This is a genomic window from Pseudomonas sp. ArH3a, from assembly GCF_022648765.1.
GTDB lineage: Bacteria > Pseudomonadota > Gammaproteobacteria > Pseudomonadales > Pseudomonadaceae > Aquipseudomonas.
Genome location: NZ_CP080330.1, coordinates 4,458,942 through 4,477,944 on the forward strand (window position 1 = coordinate 4,458,942; position 19,003 = coordinate 4,477,944).

Annotated in this window: 15 protein-coding genes and 1 pseudogene; 6 read left to right on the forward strand and 10 right to left on the reverse strand. The window is 60.2% G+C overall.

Annotation, left to right across the window (positions count from 1 at the left end):
* The first annotated feature begins 1 nt into the window (after window position 1).
* Window positions 2-859 carry a copper homeostasis membrane protein CopD gene (gene copD, locus K0P33_RS20235; RefSeq protein ID WP_242150806.1) on the forward strand — a complete coding sequence of 286 codons (858 nt, stop codon included), beginning with the start codon at window positions 2-4 and terminating at the stop codon, window positions 857-859.
* Window positions 860-1,889: 1,030 nt separating this feature from the next.
* On the opposite strand, the gene K0P33_RS20240 is transcribed toward copD, so the two are convergent.
* Window positions 1,890-3,197: an IS4 family transposase gene (locus tag K0P33_RS20240; protein ID WP_242149530.1), complete on the reverse strand. Its 1,308-nt coding sequence runs from the start codon at window positions 3,195-3,197 to the stop codon at window positions 1,890-1,892.
* A gap of 398 nt (window positions 3,198-3,595) precedes the next feature.
* Here K0P33_RS20240 and K0P33_RS20245 point away from each other — a divergent pair, with 398 nt between their 5' ends.
* From K0P33_RS20245 to K0P33_RS20260, 4 genes and pseudogenes are all read left to right on the forward strand, one after another.
* Window positions 3,596-4,858: an OprD family porin gene (locus K0P33_RS20245; RefSeq protein WP_242150809.1), complete on the forward strand. Its 1,263-nt coding sequence runs from the start codon at window positions 3,596-3,598 to the stop codon at window positions 4,856-4,858.
* Between the two features lie 199 nt (window positions 4,859-5,057).
* Window positions 5,058-5,882, forward strand: a complete 825-nt coding sequence (locus tag K0P33_RS20250; protein ID WP_242150813.1) for an NAD(P)-dependent oxidoreductase — start codon at window positions 5,058-5,060, stop codon at window positions 5,880-5,882.
* 30 nt (window positions 5,883-5,912) lie between these two features.
* Window positions 5,913-6,788 (forward strand): SMP-30/gluconolactonase/LRE family protein, encoded by an 876-nt coding sequence (locus K0P33_RS20255; RefSeq protein ID WP_242150817.1) that lies wholly within the window; start codon window positions 5,913-5,915, stop codon window positions 6,786-6,788.
* 13 nt (window positions 6,789-6,801) lie between these two features.
* A pseudogene (locus K0P33_RS20260) lies at window positions 6,802-7,658 on the forward strand (aldose 1-epimerase).
* A 74-nt stretch (window positions 7,659-7,732) separates the two neighbouring features.
* Here K0P33_RS20260 and K0P33_RS20265 read toward each other — a convergent pair.
* From K0P33_RS20265 to K0P33_RS20290, 6 genes are all read right to left on the reverse strand, one after another.
* A complete protein-coding gene (locus tag K0P33_RS20265; RefSeq protein ID WP_094951351.1) occupies window positions 7,733-8,887 on the reverse strand; it encodes an HlyD family secretion protein in 1,155 nt (384 codons plus the stop codon).
* A complete protein-coding gene (locus K0P33_RS20270) occupies window positions 8,884-10,530 on the reverse strand; it encodes an MFS transporter (protein WP_242150819.1) in 1,647 nt (548 codons plus the stop codon). Before K0P33_RS20270 ends, K0P33_RS20265 begins: the two co-directional genes overlap by 4 nt.
* A 148-nt stretch (window positions 10,531-10,678) precedes the next feature.
* Complete coding sequence (locus K0P33_RS20275) at window positions 10,679-12,157, reverse strand: DASS family sodium-coupled anion symporter (protein WP_242150823.1); 1,479 nt, start codon at window positions 12,155-12,157, stop codon at window positions 10,679-10,681.
* Between the two features lie 115 nt (window positions 12,158-12,272).
* Window positions 12,273-13,079 carry a sulfite exporter TauE/SafE family protein gene (locus tag K0P33_RS20280; protein ID WP_242150826.1) on the reverse strand — a complete coding sequence of 269 codons (807 nt, stop codon included), beginning with the start codon at window positions 13,077-13,079 and terminating at the stop codon, window positions 12,273-12,275.
* A complete protein-coding gene (locus tag K0P33_RS20285; RefSeq protein WP_242150829.1) occupies window positions 13,080-14,324 on the reverse strand; it encodes an FAD/NAD(P)-binding oxidoreductase in 1,245 nt (414 codons plus the stop codon).
* A 48-nt stretch (window positions 14,325-14,372) separates the two neighbouring features.
* The gene (locus K0P33_RS20290; RefSeq protein ID WP_017136253.1) at window positions 14,373-14,708 is read right to left on the reverse strand and encodes a metalloregulator ArsR/SmtB family transcription factor; all 336 of its coding nucleotides are present in this window, start codon (window positions 14,706-14,708) and stop codon (window positions 14,373-14,375) included.
* A 95-nt stretch (window positions 14,709-14,803) separates the two neighbouring features.
* Between K0P33_RS20290 and K0P33_RS20295 the strand changes: the two genes are divergently transcribed.
* On the forward strand, window positions 14,804-15,667 hold the full coding sequence (locus K0P33_RS20295) for an MBL fold metallo-hydrolase (protein ID WP_242150833.1): 864 nt from the start codon (window positions 14,804-14,806) through the stop codon (window positions 15,665-15,667).
* Here the strand turns inward: K0P33_RS20295 and K0P33_RS20300 are convergent.
* The 3 genes from K0P33_RS20300 to K0P33_RS20310 all read right to left on the reverse strand — a co-directional run bounded on the left by K0P33_RS20300 (window position 15,664) and on the right by K0P33_RS20310 (window position 18,952).
* Window positions 15,664-16,887: an HD-GYP domain-containing protein gene (locus tag K0P33_RS20300; protein WP_242150836.1), complete on the reverse strand. Its 1,224-nt coding sequence runs from the start codon at window positions 16,885-16,887 to the stop codon at window positions 15,664-15,666. The two genes, K0P33_RS20295 and K0P33_RS20300, sit on opposite strands and share 4 nt — an antisense overlap.
* 25 nt (window positions 16,888-16,912) lie before the next feature.
* The gene (locus K0P33_RS20305; RefSeq protein WP_263273547.1) at window positions 16,913-18,538 is read right to left on the reverse strand and encodes a methyl-accepting chemotaxis protein; all 1,626 of its coding nucleotides are present in this window, start codon (window positions 18,536-18,538) and stop codon (window positions 16,913-16,915) included.
* A 177-nt stretch (window positions 18,539-18,715) separates the two neighbouring features.
* On the reverse strand, window positions 18,716-18,952 hold the full coding sequence (locus K0P33_RS20310; RefSeq protein ID WP_242150841.1) for a hypothetical protein: 237 nt from the start codon (window positions 18,950-18,952) through the stop codon (window positions 18,716-18,718).
* Between the last annotated feature and the right edge of the window lie 51 nt (window positions 18,953-19,003).

A 19,003-nucleotide genomic window follows, 5' to 3' on the forward strand; every position in this document is an offset into this window, starting at 1 on the left:
CATGGCGACCCTGCTGGTGCTGTGCCGCTTCCTGCATTTCATCGTCGTGTTGTTGATGTTCGGGGCCTGTGTGTTCAGGCCCTGGCTGTTGGGCGCTGAACCGCACCCCGCGCTGGACCGGCAACTGCACCGCATCACCCGCATGCTGGCCTGGTTGGGGCTGATCTCCGGCGTGGCCTGGCTGTTATTGATTACCGCCAGCATGGCCGGCAGTTGGGAGGCGGCCTTGCAACCGGCGACCGTAAAGTTGGTGCTGGGCAAAACCTTCTTTGGCCAGGTGTGGGTCTGGCATCTGTTGCTGAACCTGTTGCTGGTGATCGTGCTGATCAAACCCTGGCCGGCGCTGCGCCTGCCGTTGATCGCCCTGCTGCTGGCGACATTAGCACCGGTCGGCCACGGCGCCATGCTCAATGGGTTGAGCGGGCAGTTGCTGATCCTCAACCAGGTGGTGCACTTGGTGTGCGTCGGCGCCTGGCTCGGTGGGTTGCTGTTGCTGGTGTTGATCCTCAGGCAGCCTGAGCGTTTCGCACTGGAGCCGATCCTCCGGCACTTCAGCGGCGTGGGCTATGGCTTGGTCACGGGGTTGCTGGTGACTGGCTTGATCAACGTGCGCGTGCTGACCGGGCAACTGTGGCCCACGCCCTTGTTCAATGGCTTTGCCCTGATTCTGTTGATCAAAGTGCTGCTGGTGCTGGGCATGTTGGCGCTGGCGTTGCTGAACCGGCTACGTATTGAACGATGCGAAGAGCGCCGGGGCAGTTTGAAGGCCAGTGTGATGCTGGAGTGGGTATTGGGTGTTTGCGCGGTCGCCGCCGTTTCGCTGCTTGGCACACTTGCGCCGATGGTCATGGCCAACTAAAAATCTCTGTTGAAATGCAATCCATGGGGGAGTTGGCTTGCCTGCGATGGCCGTGGGTATCTGCGCAACTTTTTGTGTTGCGCTAGGGTTTTTTAGGTAGATATGAGTACATATCCGTTGCTGCGGTAACGGCTGCTTAGGGTTCCGCTCTTACAGCGGCTCACTTTTGGAAAGACCCAAAAGTAAGCAAAAGGTCTTTGCCCCACCACTCGGTGCCTCGCCTAGGCTCGGCATGCCCTCACTCCGGCTTGAATCCGTGGGCCGCCGCCATGGGCCATCCTTGGCCCATCGCGGCTAACCCGGCGTCCTGCCGGGTTACCCACGGATTCAAGCCTGCGTTCGGCCATCGTGGTTAACGGGGCGCCTAAGATCAAAATCAAAAGCACGGCGGCCTAGTAGCCGACCTGAGTGGTAGAAGCAAAAGCAAGGCAGAAGCAGAGCACCACCCTATCTAGCTGATGTAATGAGATCCCAATGTGGGAGCGAGCAAGCCCGCTGCCACAATTTTGACCGAGTTCGACTGCCAGCACCGCAGTGCTCTGCTTTTCTGTGGGAGCTGGCTTGCCTGCGATGCAAGCACCTCGGTGTGTCAGGCATAACCAGCCGATGCCATCGCAGGCAAGCCAGCTCCCACATTAGATTGAGTTCAGTTTCAAATATCAGGTCGGCTGTCAGGCCGCCTCGGTTTTGCTTTTGATCTAACCACTCAGGTCGGCTACTAGGCCGCCGTGCTCTTGCTTTTGATCTTGATCTTGATCTTAGGCGCCCCGTTAAACCACGCTGGCCGAACGCAGGCTTTGGAGCGGGGGTAAACCGGCAGGACGCCGGTTTAGCCGCGATGGGCCAAGGATGGCCCATGGCGGCGGCCCCCGCTCCAAAGCCGGAGTGAGGGCACACCGAGCCTAAGCGAGGTGCCGAGTGGTGGGGCAAGAGCCCTTTTGGTTACTTTTGGGGCTCTTTTCCAAAAGTGACCCGCTGTAAGAGCCATGCCTTTCAAGGTCTGCGTTTAAAAGTTCGTTTAAAGCAGTGTTTAAGTCTGTTTATCCGACTTGGCAGCCTTAAGCACCCGAGCTGTTGAAACATGAGCCCGTGCGGCCTTACCTTCCAGCCACTCCTTGGGTTTGGCGATTTTAGGGCCGCGCGGGCTTTTCGCGACGGCCTTAGGTTTGATCAACCTCGCCAGGGCCAGTAACCGCTCTGCCAACCCTTGCGAGGTCTTTTCGAGAGGGAAGTTTTCCGCCGGTAATGCGATCTGCATTCCCTCATAACCGCTGCGAACGTGCACCGCCAAATGGTAAATCGAAGCCTCCCAACTCGCTGGCTGCGTTTCGCGGTGCGCCTGTTCCACACTGCGTTTGAGAACCGACAAAACGTTGTAAGCCAGAACCGCCGAGGCGAAGCCCAGCAGCGCGGCTTTAGGGCTACCAAGGCTCTTAATCTCACTGTCGAGCACCGATTCAAGGCGTTGGAACATCCCTTCAATACTCCAGCGGCGGCGGTATAAATCAGCTATTTGTCGAGCGCTGATGGTGTCGGGCAAATTGCTCCAGAACCACATCACCAAATCACCTGAGTCATTTGCCGTTTGCAGGCTCAACTCAACGCGTCGCCAGCGGCGACCGCCTTTTACTTCGATGGTTTGTTCGCGAACGGTTCCGGTGTCGACGGTCCCTGACTCTTGCCAGTCGCCTTCCTGGATCACACGTGGATGTTTGCTGTGTTGGCGAACGATGAACGAGGCCCCTGTGTTTTCGCAGGCTTGCAGGACAGGCAGCGTGCAATAAAGTCGGTCAGCCATCCATAGTTGACCCGCGCTTGCGCGGGCCAACAGCGGTAGAACACTGACCCGCTCGCTGGCATGGGCGTCTTCCCAAGGCTGAAGATCGACGACTAAATCCAGATCAGGATCGTAGGCCACTACGGAAAACCCTGGGCGAGCCGCAGCTCGCTCGCTGCGCAAAGGGCCTAAACGTTTTTCAGTGGCCGGTAGGTGGTTGCCATCGACAATGCGCAACTGCCAGCCGGGTAGTATCGATGAGTGGCCGAGCGTTTTGATGGTTGGTTCTAAACGCTCTGCGCTGCCTGAGATGAGGGCTCGAAGCACCTCGGGTTCGGTCCGATTGATCTTGTCATAGAGCGCCGCAACGCTCACCGAAAGGCCCTCCATCTTACGCGCTGCAGCGTGCAGTGATGGCCTCAAGCCCAATGAAACAAGGGACATCAGCTCTACAACGGTTGAAAACAAGAGCTCACGGGAGTACTGGCGTTGTCGGTGGTCATTGAACACCTTGTCAACCCACTCGGCAGGTACGGCCTGCTCCAATACCAGCTTGGTCATGACACTGGCCGGCGCCTGCTTTTCAAACCGTTCTAGAACCTTTTCCCACATCGTTTCGTCATCCTGACTAAAGTATTTGTTTATGTTTTAAACCAAGACCTTGAAAGGCATGGCTGTAAGAGCGGAACCCATAGCAGCCGTTACCCAAATAACGGATATGTACCCAGCACCCCCGCGACAACCAAAGAATTCAACCCATAAAAAATATGTAGATACCTATGGCTATCGCAGGCAAGCCAGCTCCCACATTGACCGTGCCCACTTTTGATCGAAACGCCCGCTGTCGTCGTACAACTTCCGCTTGACACCCCAAGAAAACCCCGTAAACATCCCGCAAAATGTTGTACGACAACGCATAACAAATAATAAAAACAACAAAAGCACAAGGGAGCATCACTGTGAGTCAATTCGCCCGCAATTCCTCCTCGCGTATCGGCCTTCTCGGTCTCGGCAGCCTGGCGTTCACCCTTCCCCTCAGCGCCCATGCCGATGGTTTTCTCGAAGACGCCAAGGCCACGCTGAACCTGCGTAACGCCTACTTCAACCGCAACTTCACCAACCCCACTTACCCGCAAGCCAAGGCCGAGGAGTGGACGCAGAACTTCATCCTCGATGCCAAATCCGGCTTCACCCAAGGCACCGTGGGTTTTGGGCTTGATGTGCTGGGCCTGTATTCGCAAAAGCTCGACGGCGGCAAAGGCACGGGGGGCACTCAGTTGCTGCCGATCCACAGCGATGGCCGCCCCGCCGACAATTTCGGGCGCCTGGGCGTGGCCCTGAAAACCAAACTGTCGAAGACCGAACTGAAGGTCGGCGAGTGGATGCCGGTGTTGCCGATCCTGCGCTCCGACGACGGCCGCTCGCTGCCCCAGACCTTTCGTGGCGGCCAGGTCACCTCCAATGAAATCGCCGGCCTGACCCTCTACGGCGGGCAGTTTCGCGGTAACAGCCCGCGTAACGACGCGAGCATGCAAGCCATGTTCATGAACGGCAAAGCCGCGTTAACCTCCGACCGTTTCAACTTCGGCGGCGGCGAATACAGCTTCAATGACAAACGCACCCAGGTCGGCGTGTGGTACGCCGAGTTGGCGGATATCTACCAGCAGCAGTATTTCAACCTGACCCACAGCCAGCCGGTGGGCGACTGGACCCTGGGCGCCAACCTCGGTTACTTCAACGGCAAGGAAGACGGCAGCGCTCTGGCCGGTGACCTCGACAACAAGACCCTCTCTGCCCTGCTCTCGGCCCGCTACAACGGCAACACCCTCTACGTCGGCCTGCAGAAACTCAGCGGCGACAGCTTGTGGATGCGCGTCAACGGCACCAGCGGCGGCACCTTGGCCAACGACAGCTACAACGCCAGCTACGATAACGCCAAGGAAAAATCCTGGCAGGTGCGCCATGACTTCAACTTCGTGGTGCTCGGCATCCCGGGGCTGACCCTGATGAACCGCTATATCAGCGGCAGTAATGTGCACACCGGGGCGATTACCGACGGCAAGGAATGGGGCCGCGAATCAGAACTGGCCTACACGGTACAGAGTGGCGCGCTGAAGGATTTGAATGTGCGCTGGAGGCATTCGACGATGCGTCGGGACTTCAGCAACAATGAGTTTGATGAGAATCGGATCTTCGTCAGTTATCCAATTTCCTTGCTCTGACTCGGTCAATGTGTGAGCGGGCTTGCTCGCGAAGGCGGTGTATCAGACCCAGATAAGCCGACTGACCCACCGCCTTCGCGAGCAAGCCCGCTCCCACATTTTGATCTTCACTCGTCAGGAAGAGCGTTGACAAGCCAGGGACTCCCTAACGATACTTCCGCCAAGTCATACGACAACCTACAACAACAATGGAACCCTCATGACCACCTCCCCAACCACGCCTGTTCCATTCAACCGCCTGCTGCTCACCGGTGCCGCCGGCGGCCTGGGCAAAGTCTTGCGCGAACGCCTGCGCCCTTACGCTCAGGTGCTGCGCCTGTCGGACATCGCCAACATGGCCCCGGCTGCCGATGCTTCCGAAGAAATACAACCTTGCGATCTCGCCGATAAACACGCCGTGCACCACCTGGTGGAAGGCGTTGACGCCATCCTGCACTTTGGCGGCGTTTCGGTGGAGCGTTCCTTTGAAGAAGTGCTCGGCGCCAACATCTGCGGCATTTTCCATCTCTACGAAGCCGCGCGCCGCCACGGCGTGAAACGCGTGATTTTCGCCAGTTCCAACCATGTGATCGGCTTCCATAAACAGGGTGAAAAGCTTGACGCCCACTCGCCGCGCCGCCCGGACAGCTACTACGGCCTGTCCAAGTCCTACGGCGAAGACATGGCGAGTTTCTACTTCGACCGCTACGGCATCGAGACCGTGAGCATCCGCATCGGCTCCTCATTCCCCGAGCCGCAGAACCGCCGCATGATGCACACCTGGCTGAGCTTCGACGACCTCACCCAGCTGCTCGAACGCGCGCTGTACACGCCGAATGTCGGCCATACCGTGGTCTATGGCATGTCGGACAACCTCGACACCTGGTGGGACAATCGCTACGCCGCGCACCTGGGTTTTGCGCCCAAGGACAGCTCCGAGGTGTTCCGCGCCCAGGTCGAAACCCTGCCACCAGTCGCCGCCGATGACCCGGCCAAGGTCTATCAGGGCGGCGCATTCTGCGCGGCGGGGCCGTTCGGTGACTGAGCACACAGCAACCCAAGGGAATGAGTGACCATGACGACTGAATTGATCGTCGACGCCCGTAATGCCGTGGGCGAATGCCCGGTGTGGGTGCCCGAGGAAAACGCGCTGTATTGGGTGGATATTCCCAACGGCGGCCTGCAACGCTGGAGCGCCGCCAGCGGGCACGTCGCCGCGTGGAAAGCCCCGCAGATGCTCGCCTGTATTGCCCGCACCACGGCGGGCAACTGGGTCGCCGGAATGGAAACCGGCTTTTTCCAACTCACCCCGCACCACGACGGCAGCCTCGACACCACGCCTCTGGCCAGTGTTGAGCACCCACGCGCGGACATGCGTTTGAACGACGGCCGCTGTGATCGCCAGGGCCGTTTCTGGGCCGGCAGCATGGTGCTGAACATGGGCTTGAATGCGGCCGAGGGCACGCTGTACCGCTACGCATCGGGCGCGGCGCCGCATGCCCAGCTGGACGGGTTCATCACCCTTAATGGCCTGGCCTTCAGTCCCGACGGCCGCACGATGTATGCCTCGGATTCACACCCGTTGGTGCAACAGATCTGGGCCTTCGATTACGACATCGAGACCGGCACCCCGTCCAACCGCCGAGTGTTCGTCGATATGCATCCACTCCCCGGCCGCCCCGACGGCGCAGCAGTCGACGCCGATGGCTGTTACTGGATCTGCGCCAACGACGCCGGGCTGATTCACCGTTTTACCCCCGACGGTCGCCTGGACCGCTCCCTCAGCGTGCCGGTAAAAAAGCCCAGCATGTGCGCCTTCGGCGGCAGTCGCCTGGACACGCTGTTCGTCACCTCGATCCGTGATGACAAGAGTGACCAGTCGCTGGCAGGCGGCGTGTTCGCCCTCAACCCTGGCGTCCAAGGGCTGCCCGAACCCCACTTCATCCTCTAGCCGCGGTGCTGTGGTGATTGAACTCAAAGACACCCTGGCCCACCTCACCCTGGCCCCGGCCGTAGGTGGCAGCATCGTCAACTGGGCGGTGCGCGCCACCGGGCAGCCACTGCTGCGGCACAGTGATGAGCAGGCGATGAACACCGGCTTGCCGGGCAAGCTGGGCTGTTACCCGCTGGTGCCGTGGTCCAACCGCATAGCCCAAGGCGGTTTCGATAACCCTCACGGCTGGCTGGCGCTGGCGCCGAACAGCCTCACAGATCCGTTGCCGATTCATGGTTCAGCCTGGCAGCAGGCGTGGCAGGTGGTTAGCCAGACGGCGCACGAAGTGGTGCTGGAGGTGGTCTGCGACACGCCGTTCGCCTACCGCGCCGAGCAGCGTTTTCGGTTGCACGACGGTGAGCTGAGCATCGCATTACGCGTGACGCATCTGGCCGAAACGGCGGCGTGGCATGGCCTGGGGTTGCATCCCTATTTGCCGCGTCGAGCGGGTACGCGCTTACAGGCCAAGGCTGCGCAGGTGTGGATGAGTGATGCGGCCAAGTTGCCGACGGGATTGGCGCCGGTGCCGCAGGCTTGGGACTTTCAGGTCTTGAAAACCCTGCCGAAGGGCTGGTGGACAATGGGTTCTGCCAGTGGGATGGGCATTGCCGGATCGAGCAGCCGGAGTTGGGCTATGCGCTGGAATGCCAGGCCACAGGTGCCGATTATTTCCTGCTGTACTGCCCGCCGGGGTTGGGGTTCTTTTGTGTTGAGCCGGTGAGTCATCCGGTGAATGCGCATCACTTGCCCGGCAGGCCGGGTCTCAAACTGCTGGAACAAAACCAGTCAACCCACCTGGATTTCACTCTGAAATACCGTCCGTTGTAGGGGCAGGCTTTTGTGGCGAGGGAGCGTGCTCCCTCGCCACAGAGAGCATTCCCACTTTTGTGATCTGTGTTGTGTCAGGGCGCAGTGTTTTTGAGGCGCCCGGCGGTGTCGATACTGACTACCACCGACAACCCCGGGCGCAACCGCTCAATCTCAGCTTGTTCCGGGTTCACCGTAATGCGCACCGGCACCCTCTGGGCGATCTTCACAAAGTTGCCGGTGGCGTTGTCCGCCTGCAAAAGGCTGAACTCCGAGCCGGTCGCCGGGGAGATATGCTGCACCGTGCCGTGAAACGTGCGGTGATTCAGCGCATCCACCGTGAAGGTCACCGGTTGGCCGACCTGCACATTGTCCATCTGGGTTTCTTTCATATTGGCGATCACCCACAGCTGCGGCGGCACCAGCGCCATCAACTGCGCGCCGGAGTTGACGTAGGCCCCCAGGCGCACACCGATCTGCCCCAGTTGGCCGTCACGCGGCGCGATGATGCGCGTATTGGACAGGTCGATTCGTGCCAGCTCCACCGCCGCATCGGCACTCGCCACAGCGGCTTCCAATGAACCGCGATTGACGATCACCGTTTGCAGGTCCTGGCGGGCAATTTCGAGGTTGGCCTGGGCCTGGGCCACGGCGGCGATGGTCTGTGCATTGGCAGCGCGGGTCACGTCCAGCTCACGCTTGGACACCGAGCCATCGCTGATCAGCTCTTCGTTACGGCGCAGGTCGGCGGTGCTTTTGCGCGCCTGGGCCTGGCTGTCGACCAGCGCGGCCTGACGCAGTTTGATGGTGGCTTCGGCGCTGTTGCGTTGCTGCACCACATTGGCCAGCGCAGCCTTCTGCACCGCCAGTTGCGCCAGCGCCTGGTCGAGGCGCTGCTTGTAGATACGGTCATCCAGGCGCACCAGCAGGTCGCCGGCCTTGACGAACTGGAAGTCCTGCACCGGCACTTCGTGCACGTAGCCGGCGAGTTGCGGGCCGATAATCGTCACTTGGCCGCGCACCAGCGCGTTCTCGGTGGTTTCCACCGCGCTGCTGAACGGCGGCAATTGCCAGGCATACAGCACGATCAGCACGCCGACGATAGCAATCGCGGCAAAGCCCAGGGACGAGATGATGCGCACCCGCAGCGAGCGCGGCTCGGTGACCGAGGCACCCGGCGGCGTGGTGCCTTCCGGGGTCGAGGCGATGGCGTTGGTAGTAGTCGTTGTACGGGTAGTCGGTTCGGTCATGAAGTAACGCCGCTGGGTTGAACGGGAGGGGCTGCTGCCTTGGTAGTACTCATCAGCCACAGGCTGCGGGTGAAGATCCAGAGCATGGTGAGGATCGCGATAATCGCAATCAGCATGAACACATCGTTGTAGGCCATCACATTCGCCTCACGCGTGGCCGCCGTGGCCAGGCTGCGAATGCCCATCAGGTTGCGCAGTTCAGGGTCGGCGATCACGCCGCCATACGCCGAACCGCCGCTCTGCACGCGTGCGGCCACACGCGGGTCAAGCAAGGTCAGGTGCTCGACGATCATGCTGGAGTGGTACTTCTCGCGCACGATCTGGAAGGTGCCCAGTAAGGCCGCGCCAATCAGGCCGCCGAGGTTCTGGCAGATACCGAACATCACCGAGAAACTCACCAGGTTGCGCGGGTTGGTCAACACGTTTTTCGTGCCCAGCACCATGGTCGGCCCCAGAAAGAAGGTGCCGCCAAAGCCTAGCAGGAACTGGCTGATGTACAGGTTTTCCGGGCGGGTCAGGTTGCTGGAGAAACTGTCCATCACCGAGCCGGTGGCCATCAACGCCAGGGAGATGATCAGCGGCATCAGCAGGTGCGCCGGGTTGATCGTCAGCGCACTCACCACCAGCCCGGCAATCGCCCCGGCCAGCATCACCACGTACAGCGTGTGCATCTGCTGGTAGCTCATGTTCAACATCTGCATGAACCCCACAGCGCCGGTGGACTGCTCTGACAGCACCATACGAATCAGCACCACCGCCAGCGCCAGGCGAATCATCACCCCGCTGCCCAGCCAACGCGTCATCAGCAATGGGTTGGCACGGTTATGCTCGATGGCCAGGCCGGCCATGATCAACACCAGGGAACAGGCCGAGGCCACGCCGATCCACGGCGCTTCCAGCCACCAGTCGATGCGCCCCAGGGACAGCACTGCGCACAACAGCGCCACGCCGGTGGCGAGGATGCCGAAGGTGAGGAAGTCGAGTTTTTCAAAGGTCTTGAAGCGATCGCCCGGCGGCAATTTGAGCAGGAATACGCAGCCCAGGCAGATCAGCGCCAGGCCCAGCTCGAACAGGTACAGCCCGCGCCATTCGGCAATTTGCAGCAAGTCTTCAGAGAACAACCGCGCCAGCGGCAGCGCCAACTGCGCAGTGCCAAGGCCCAGCACCAGGGCTTTCAAGCGCCACTTGGCTGGGAACGCCTGGATCATGTAGTACAAGCCCAGCGAACTCAGCGCCGCACCCACCATGCCGTGGGCCGCCCGTACCGCGATGGCCGAACTGAGGTCGTTGACGAACAAGTGGCCGAAGGTCACCAGCGCATACAACACCAGGAACACTTCGGTAAACGCGCGCAGGCCGAACTGCTGGCGAAACTTCACCAGCAGCAGGTTCATGCACACATTGGTCATTACATAGGCGGCGGGCAGCCAGGCCATCTCGGCGGTGGTCGCGCCCAAGGCGCCTTGCAGGTATTGCAGGTTGGCGATTACCAGCGCGTTGCCGAGCCCACCGGTGATTGCCACCAGCACGCCGACCAACGCGAACAGCCAGCGCTTGTGCGTGGGGTGCAGCGGCGTCGACGGCGAGCCGGGCAGGCTCGGGCGCTCGTGGGGCTGCCAGGTGTGGGGAGTGTATTTATCCATTCGATGACCTTGATGAGCCGACGTGCAAGGTCGGTGAAGCCGTTACTCAGGGACTAGTAAACCTGAGAGACGTTCATCTTGCCATGTCTCAAGCGGGCACCGCCCCTTCCGCTTGAGATCACCTTTGTTTTGCGTAGCACATTACAGGTCAGATCCAGCCGAGCCAGCTCCAGTAAGTCGCCGCGAACACCAGCATCAGCGCATAGCCGATCAGCGTCACCAAAATCCCGACCTTGGCAAACTGGCGCGCCGTAAATGTCCCCGTGCCCAGGCACACCATATTTTGCGGCGCATTGATCGGCAGGATGAACCCGTAGCTCATCACAAACCCGAGCAGCATGGTCATGCCCAAACGGTTGAACTCCCCCGGCAAGGTCTGCAACACCGCGATCAGGATCGGCAACAGCGCCGAGGTCAACGCGGTGGCGCTGGCAAAGCCCAAGTGGATCACGATCAGGAACGCGCCCAGGATCGCAAATACCCCCAGCGGCCCGACCTGGTCCAAGCCTGTGTGTGCGACCACCTGCGAGCCCAGCCACTGCCCGGCCTGGGTGGTCAGCAGCGCCGTACCGAGGCTGATGCCGACGCCGAACACAATCACCGTGCCCCACGGGATGCGCGACTGCACATCCTTCCACGTCATCACGCCGATACCCGGCAGCAGCAGCACCACCAGCCCGGCGTACGTCGTCGAGGTGGTATCAAAATTGTGCAGACGGCCTTCGGTGGCCCAGGCCAATAACAGCAACACGGACACCGCCAGCAAGCGCTTCTGTGGGCCGGTCATGGGGCCAATGTCCACCAATGACTGGGCCACCGCCTCCTTGCCGCCGGGGATGCTGTCGCTTTCCGGCGGCAGCAGTTTGAGCACCAGCACCAGCAACACTGCCGACATGATCAGCGCCCAGGGTGCACCTGCGATCAGCCAGTCGATCCAGGACACCCGCTCACCGAGCATCTTGTCCATGAAACCGACGGTCAGCAGGTTCTGCGCCGCGGCGGTCTGGATGCCGACGTTCCAGATGCTGGTGCCCTGAGCCACCACGATCATCAACCCGGCGGCGATATTCGAGCGTTTGTCGACACCAAACGCCGCTACCACGCCCATCATGATCGGCACCACACAGGCACTGCGCGCCGTAGCGCTGGGCACCACCAGGCTCAACAGAATGGTGACCGCAATCGCCCCCAGCAAAATGCCGCGCGTGCTGGTACCGACCCGCGTCAAGGTGACCAGGGCGATACGTCGGTCCAGGCCCGTGTGGGTCATGGCCGCTGCAATGAACAACGCGCCCGCCACCAAGGCCAGCGCCGGGTTGGCAAACCCGGTCAAGGCCATGCTGATCGCCGGGCTGGAGCCGATCAGGTGCGCCGGGTCTTGCAGTGAAGGCGCGGTGCCCAGCAGAAACGCCATCAGCGAGGTGATCATGATCGCGCTGGCTTCATAGGACACCGCCTCGGTGATCCACACCACCACCGCAAACGCGAGGATCGCGAGCATTCGATGCCCGGCTACGGGCAAGTCAGCCGGCAGCGGCAACAGCAGCACACCGACCATCACCAGCACGGCGACCACCAGGCCCAGGGGTAACTTAAATGATGCAGCGGTTGTTGCGGGCGCGCTCATGGGGCTCTCCGTCAGCCTTCAAATCAGGCGCGGAGCATGACGCAAAATGCCGCAGGCGGTGTTGACGGGTATCAAGTCCCCTGGCCATGCATACCGCCTTGTTTCAGACCTTGTTTCAGAGCAACGCCTTGACCAACATGCCGACGGCCACCACCACACACAGGCTGGCAAACCCAACCTGCAAGGTTCGCGCCTTGATCACCGAACACAGGCGCCGCCCAACCAACATGCCGACAATGCTCGCAGCGATAAACACCCAGCCTACATGCTCAATACTCACACCGGCATGCATCGCACCCGCCACGCCAATGAGCGAGATCAGGCTGATCACCATCAACGAGGTGGCGACGATCCCCCGCATCTGCACATCGGTCAGTTGCTTGAATGCGGGCACGATCAGAAAACCACCGCCCACGCCGAGCAAGCCCGACACCGCGCCGGTCACCGCACCCAGCGCGGCTAACGTAGTACTGCACTTGGCGGTCCAGGCAAAGCGCCCGGTTTGCTGATCGAGCATGCAGTTCTTCTGGCCCCACGACGCGGCACCATGGTCACTCGGCCCGGCCTCGACCTTTTCGCGCTGCAACATACGCCAGGCCACCAGCACCATCAGCGCGCTGAACAGGCCCATCAACACGGGCTCCGACAGTTGGTGGGCAATGAACACCCCCAGTGGCGAGAACAGCGCGCCGAGCAAGGCGATCAGCAACGCGGCGCGATAACGCACCAGGCCATGGCGCAACCCGTCGATTGCACCCACCGCTGCCGCCGCGCCCACGGCGAGCAGCGACACCGGCGCCGCCTGGGTCATGGTCAAGCCCAAGCCCAACACCAGCGCCGGCACCCCGAGGATGCCACCGCCCGCGCCGGTGAGCCCCATGACCAGGCCCATCAATACGCCCAACAGACTTGCCAGCAGCATTTAATCCACCTTGCTCAGGCGGGTCAGCCACTCACGGCCCTTAAGCATGCCGTTCCAGTAGAACCACGGCAGCAACGTGGCCTTGAGGAACCACATCGAACGGCGCGCCTGGGTCGGATCCAGCGGGAAGGTCGGCAGCAGTTTGCCGCCATAGCCGAACTCGGCCAGCACCACCTTGCCCTTCTCCACTGTCAGCGGGCAGGAACCGTAGCCGTCGTACTTGAGCGGCAGCGGCGCCTGTTTGCGCAGGGCCAATAGGTTTGCGGCCACCACCACAATCTGCTTGCGCACGGCGGCGGCGGTCTTAGCGTTAGTGGTGCCGCACACGTCACCCAGGCCGAAGATATGCGGGTAGCGCAGGTGTTGCAGGCTGTGGGGGTTGACCTCGCACCAGCCGGCGGCGTCGGCCAGCGGGCTTTGGCGGATAAAGTCCGGGGAGACTTGCGGCGGCACCACGTGCAGCAGGTCGAAGGACTTCTCTTCAACGCTGACATTGCCCGCTGCGTCCTTCACCTCGAACCAAGCCTTGCGTGCCGGGCCATCCACCCTGATCAGGTTGGAGTTGAACGCCAGGCGCGCGTTGTACTTCTCGACGTATTTCATCAATGGCGGCACAAAGGTCGCCACGCCAAACAGTGCGGCGCCGGCAAGATCGAACTCGACATCGATGTTTTTCAGATTGCCTTGCTTGAGCCAGTGATCGCAGGACAAGTACATGGCTTTTTGCGGCGCACCCGCACATTTGATCGGCATGGCAGGCTGGGTAAAGATCGCCTTGCCGCTCTTGAGTTGCTGCACCAGCTGCCAGGTGTAGGCGGCGTGCTCGTAGCTGTAGTTGGAGGTAACGCCGTGCTGGCCGAGGGTGGCTTGCAGGCCTTCGACTTTCTCCCAGGCCAGGCGCAGGCCGGGGCACACGATCAGGTTGTTCCAGGTGACGCGCTGGCCGTTGTCGAGCACCAGGGTTTGCTCGTCGGGCAGCAGTTCGGTGACGGCGGCCTGTACCCAGGTGACGCCATTGGGCAGTACGTCGGCCAATGGGCGCCGGGTCTTTTTGACGTCGTAGGCGCCGCCGCCGACCAGGGTCCAGGCCGGCTGGTAGCAGTGGTATTCACTCGGCTCGATCAGGGTGATGTTCAGGTGCGGATCACGCTTGAGCAGGCTGGCCAGCAGGCCGATGCCTGCCGAACCGCCGCCAATGACTACGATGTCGCCACTGATGGTGGGGCCACAGTGTTGGTCGTTCATGTCAATCGCCTTTTTATACATGCACACAAGGGTCGCTGCCGGATGGCGTCACGCCCAGCTTTTGATGACCGCACCGCAGTACAGCCCGGAGAGGGTCTTCATTACTTGAATCACTTCATGGCTGGCCAGCCCGTAGAAAATGTATTTGCCTTCCCTACGGGTAGCGACCAACCCTTCGTCGCGCAAAATGCCCAACTGTTGTGACAGCGTAGGCTGTCTTACGCCGGTCATGGTTTCCAATTCACCAACGTTGCGCTCACCCTGGGTCAACTGACACAGGATCAACAAACGGTCCTCATTGGCCAATGCCTTGAGCAAGGAGCAGGCCTTGGACGCCGAGGCGCGCAGTTGGGCGACTTCGCCTTCACTCAGAGTAGATTCCATTTGCTTCGGGTCCTTTCTGTCACTTAAGCTCAAAACATTATGTGTAAACGTAAATTGATTGTAACCATTTTTTTCACCACCGAGGGACAGCCGCCATGCCAGCGTTGATTCAAGATTTTCTGGACGAGGCATCGTCGACCTTCACCTATGTCATCTATGAAACTGACGGCGGCCCCTGCGCTATCGTCGACTCGGTGCTCAATTACGACCCAGCCTCCGGGCGCACCCATACGGCCCAGGCGGACAAGGTCACAGCCTTTGTGCGTGAGCACGGCTTGCAGGTGCAATGGCTGCTGGAAACCCATGCGCATGCTGATCACCTGTCTGCCGCGCCGTACCTGCGGCGCACCTTGGGCGGCAAGATTGCCATTGGTCAGTCGATCAGCAAGGTGCAAGGGGTATTCAAGAATCTGTTCAACCTGGAGCCCGAATTTCGCGTCGATGGCTCGCAGTTCGACCATTTGTTTGCGCCGGATGAGATCTTTCACATCGGCAACGTGAAGGCCCAGGCGCTGCATGTACCCGGGCATACGCCGGCGGACATGGCTTACTTGATCGACGACCGGTTGATCCTGGTGGGCGACACGCTGTTCATGCCCGATGTGGGCACTGCGCGTTGCGACTTTCCTGGCGGGGATGCGCGGCAGTTATATGCGTCGATGCGCAAGTTGCTGGCCTTCCCGGATGAAACCCGGCTGTATGTCTGCCATGACTATCCGCCGCAAGGCCGTGAGGCCAAGTGCCTGACCACCGTGGCGGAACAGCGCGCGGGGAATATCCATGTGCATGACGGTGTGGATGAGGCTGCGTTTGTTGAAATGCGCACCACGCGTGATGCCGGGCTGGGGATGCCGACGCTGCTGTTGCCGGCGATCCAGGTGAACGTGCGGGCCGGGAATATGCCGCCGGCGGAGGAAAATGGCGTGGTCTACCTGAAAATTCCGCTCAATCAACTTTAAGTCGGCTGATCGAAATAGGACCCTTTGACGCGCGCAAGCCCTGACCACAATTCGTCGAGGTGCTTGAAGCCCCACGCTTCAGCAGTTTCTCGGCCGACGATCTTGTCGGGCTGTTTGGCCAGGTTGACCACCACCTGGGTAATCGGCAAGCGGGAACGCGTGGAAAAGAACACTTTCACGATCGGCGTCAGCAATGCGCCAGGGTTTTGTTCGATGACCACGCCGATACGGCCACTCTCCAGTCGAACCAGGGCGCCGACCGGATAAATGCCCACGCACCGGACAAACGCCTGGAACACCCGGGCATCAAAATGGCCTTTCCATTCCGCCATTTTCTGTATCGCCTCGTCAGGCCCCCAGCCATGTTTGTAGGGGCGCTCCGAGGTGATCGCATCGTACACGTCACACACTGCGCCCATTTGCGCAAACAGGCTGATCTGGTCCTGAACCAGGCCGTGGGGGTAGCCGCTGCCATCGCATTTTTCATGGTGATGCAAGCACACATCGAGCACCAGTGCGCTGATGTGCGGGCACTGGCGAAGCATGTCTGCGCCCTGTACCGGATGCAGACGCACCGAGGCAAACTCAAGCGCTGTCAACGTGCCGGGCTTACTCAGGATCGCTTCGGGAACCGCCATCTTGCCGACATCGTGGAACAGCCCTGCCAGCCCTGCCTCCTGGATCAGGGCGGGCTCCAATTGCAGCTGGCGCGCCATTGCAATCATCAACCCACACACGGCCACCGAGTGCATGTAGGTGTATTCATCGGCGGTCTTCAGGCGTGCCAGGCTGATGAAGGCGTGAGGATGACGCAGCAGTGATTGGGAAATATCGTCCACCAGTTGAGTGACTTCGGTGGGGTCGACCGCCTTGCCCATGCGCAACTCGCCGAACATGGTGATCACCGCGCGCTTGGCAACCCCACACAACTTTACCGCGCGAGCCACTTCCGCCTTCATCTCGTGGCGGGTCAGTACCTCGCGGGGCTTGCCCGCCGTGGGCGCTGGTGTCACCGCGACCGTAGCGCTCGGCGCTACGTCGCAGCCTTTGAGTGTATCAATCCATACGCCTTGAACCGGCGAGTCCCGCAGACGCTGCAGGTCCTCGGTTTGTTTGAGGAGAAAACGGCTTTTCCAAAAGCCATGCTTGATCCAGGCGCCCTCAAGTTTATGGATGTACATGCCCAGGATCACTTGCGACACAAGAATGCGTTTCAACATAGGCCATGCCTCACTGTGTGCAGGTTCAGGCTATCGAAAAACGGGCCACGATCTGCTTGAGGTCTATCGCCAGTTTCGACAGCTCGTGGCTGGCGATGGAGGTCTGTCCGGCGGCTGACGAACTCTGGATCGACAGGTCGCGAATACTGATCAGGTTCTGATCCACCGAGCGGGCCACGTGGGCCTGTTCCTCGGAAGCCGTCGCGATCAGCAGGTTCCTTTCATTGATATCGGCAATGGCCTCGGTAATCTGAATGATGGCATGGCCGGCTTCGTGGGCGATTTTCAGTGAGTCCACCGCTTCATTGCGGTTCATGCTCATGGACGCTACGGCCTCGCTGGAACAGGTTTGTATCTTCGCAATCATCTGCTCGATTTCCTGGGTCGAGGTCTGAGTCCTGTGGGCCAGTGCCCGCACTTCATCGGCCACCACCGCAAAGCCGCGCCCTTGCTCACCGGCCCGCGCCGCCTCTATGGCAGCGTTCAGCGCCAACAGGTTGGTCTGTTCGGCAATCGAGCGGATCACTTCCACCACCCGTGCAATGTCCTGCGCCTGCTTGGCCAGGCCTTCAACTTCCACACCGGTCTGCTGCACCGTGGCGCTGAGTTTTTCGATCGAGGCAATGGTCTGGGTAACACGCTCCTGGCCGATTTTCGCCGAGCGCTGGGAGTCCTGAGTCGAGTGGGAGGCCGAGACCGCATTGCGGGCCACCTCCTCCACTGCGGCGGTCATCTGATTAACCGCCGTGGCAGCCTGGTCGGTTTCGTGGCTCTGGCGCTCAATGCCGGCACTGGACTCACGGGTGATCGAACTCATCTCTTCGGCAGCCGACGCCAATTGCCCGGATGCATCGCTGATTTGCTGCAGGGTGTTCTTGAGGTTCACCTGCATGGCAGCTGTGGATTGCTGCAGCGCCGTCAGCTCATCCTGGCCGTCTACGGTAATGGCCACGCGTAGATCCCCTTCGGCGATCTTTGAGGTCGACACCAGCAGTTCACGTACCGGGGTAATAATACTGCGGGCAAACAGACCGGCGACTACAACCGTCAGCAGCACTGAAACAGCCATCAGCGCCCAGGTAAACAGGCGCGTCGCGTTGTGCTCGCTGGCGGCCACCTGCACCGCTTGCTGCGACCCGCGTTCATTCAACTGGATCAGCTCGTTGATCGAGTCTTGCGCCTTTGAGGCAATGGGGCTCAGGGTGTCGCGCATGAAGACCGCGAGCTGCTCAGTGGACGCCGTGGAAGAGAACCCAAGAAATGCGTCGACCTTCTGGTCGTAACTTCGAATACTACTGAGGGCTTGGTCATATTTGGCCTGCTCCTCGGGACTCGACACCATGGGCGCATAGCTCTCAGCGACCTTGATCAGGTCTGCTCGCAGGCTTCGTATTTTTTCCAGTGAACCTGGGTTCTGCCGGGCGGCGTCCATCGCAAAATTGCGCAGCTCCAGGCGCAGCTTATACAGCGCCGAGTCGATTTTCCCGGCCAGACGAATACTCGGCAGCCAGTTGGTTTCAATTTCAACCGTCGATGCATAAACAGTATCGATTTTTACCAGCGTCATGCCCCCCTGAATTAATAGCAGAATGCACACCACGCCAAAACAAAGGGCAGCACGAAAGTTTAACTTCAAGGATCTCATGGACATCTCTACTCACCTCTTGCCCGGGCTCAATTAGTTAAATGGCCTATGGCTACTATCGTGGGGAAGCATGTGTGAAAAATATGTGACTGTCCACGTAGAATTTTATTATTCGGATGAGAATAATTCTTACACTTCCGTTAATTAGCTAACAAACTAAACTCGCCCAACCCAAGCGCGTTTTCAGCTGGGTAATTCGACGTTGGCTTCTTCGTGGAGCAGCGAATACATCGCATTACAGGACCGATCACAGTTTCGCCCGACCGTTTCCAGATGACGTTTTAAAGAGGCGCTGATCGGCGGCGAAACGCAACTTATATTTTCAATGAGCGCAGCCATGTCTTCCAGTGCTGCGACAATGGAAAGCTGAGTTAGATTAAAGTCGTAGAGCGCGCGGCATATTAATTGCTGATTGTCCATGACGTGTCCCGCCCTTTAAAAGTAGAGCTTAGCAGGCGCAGGGGAACACTC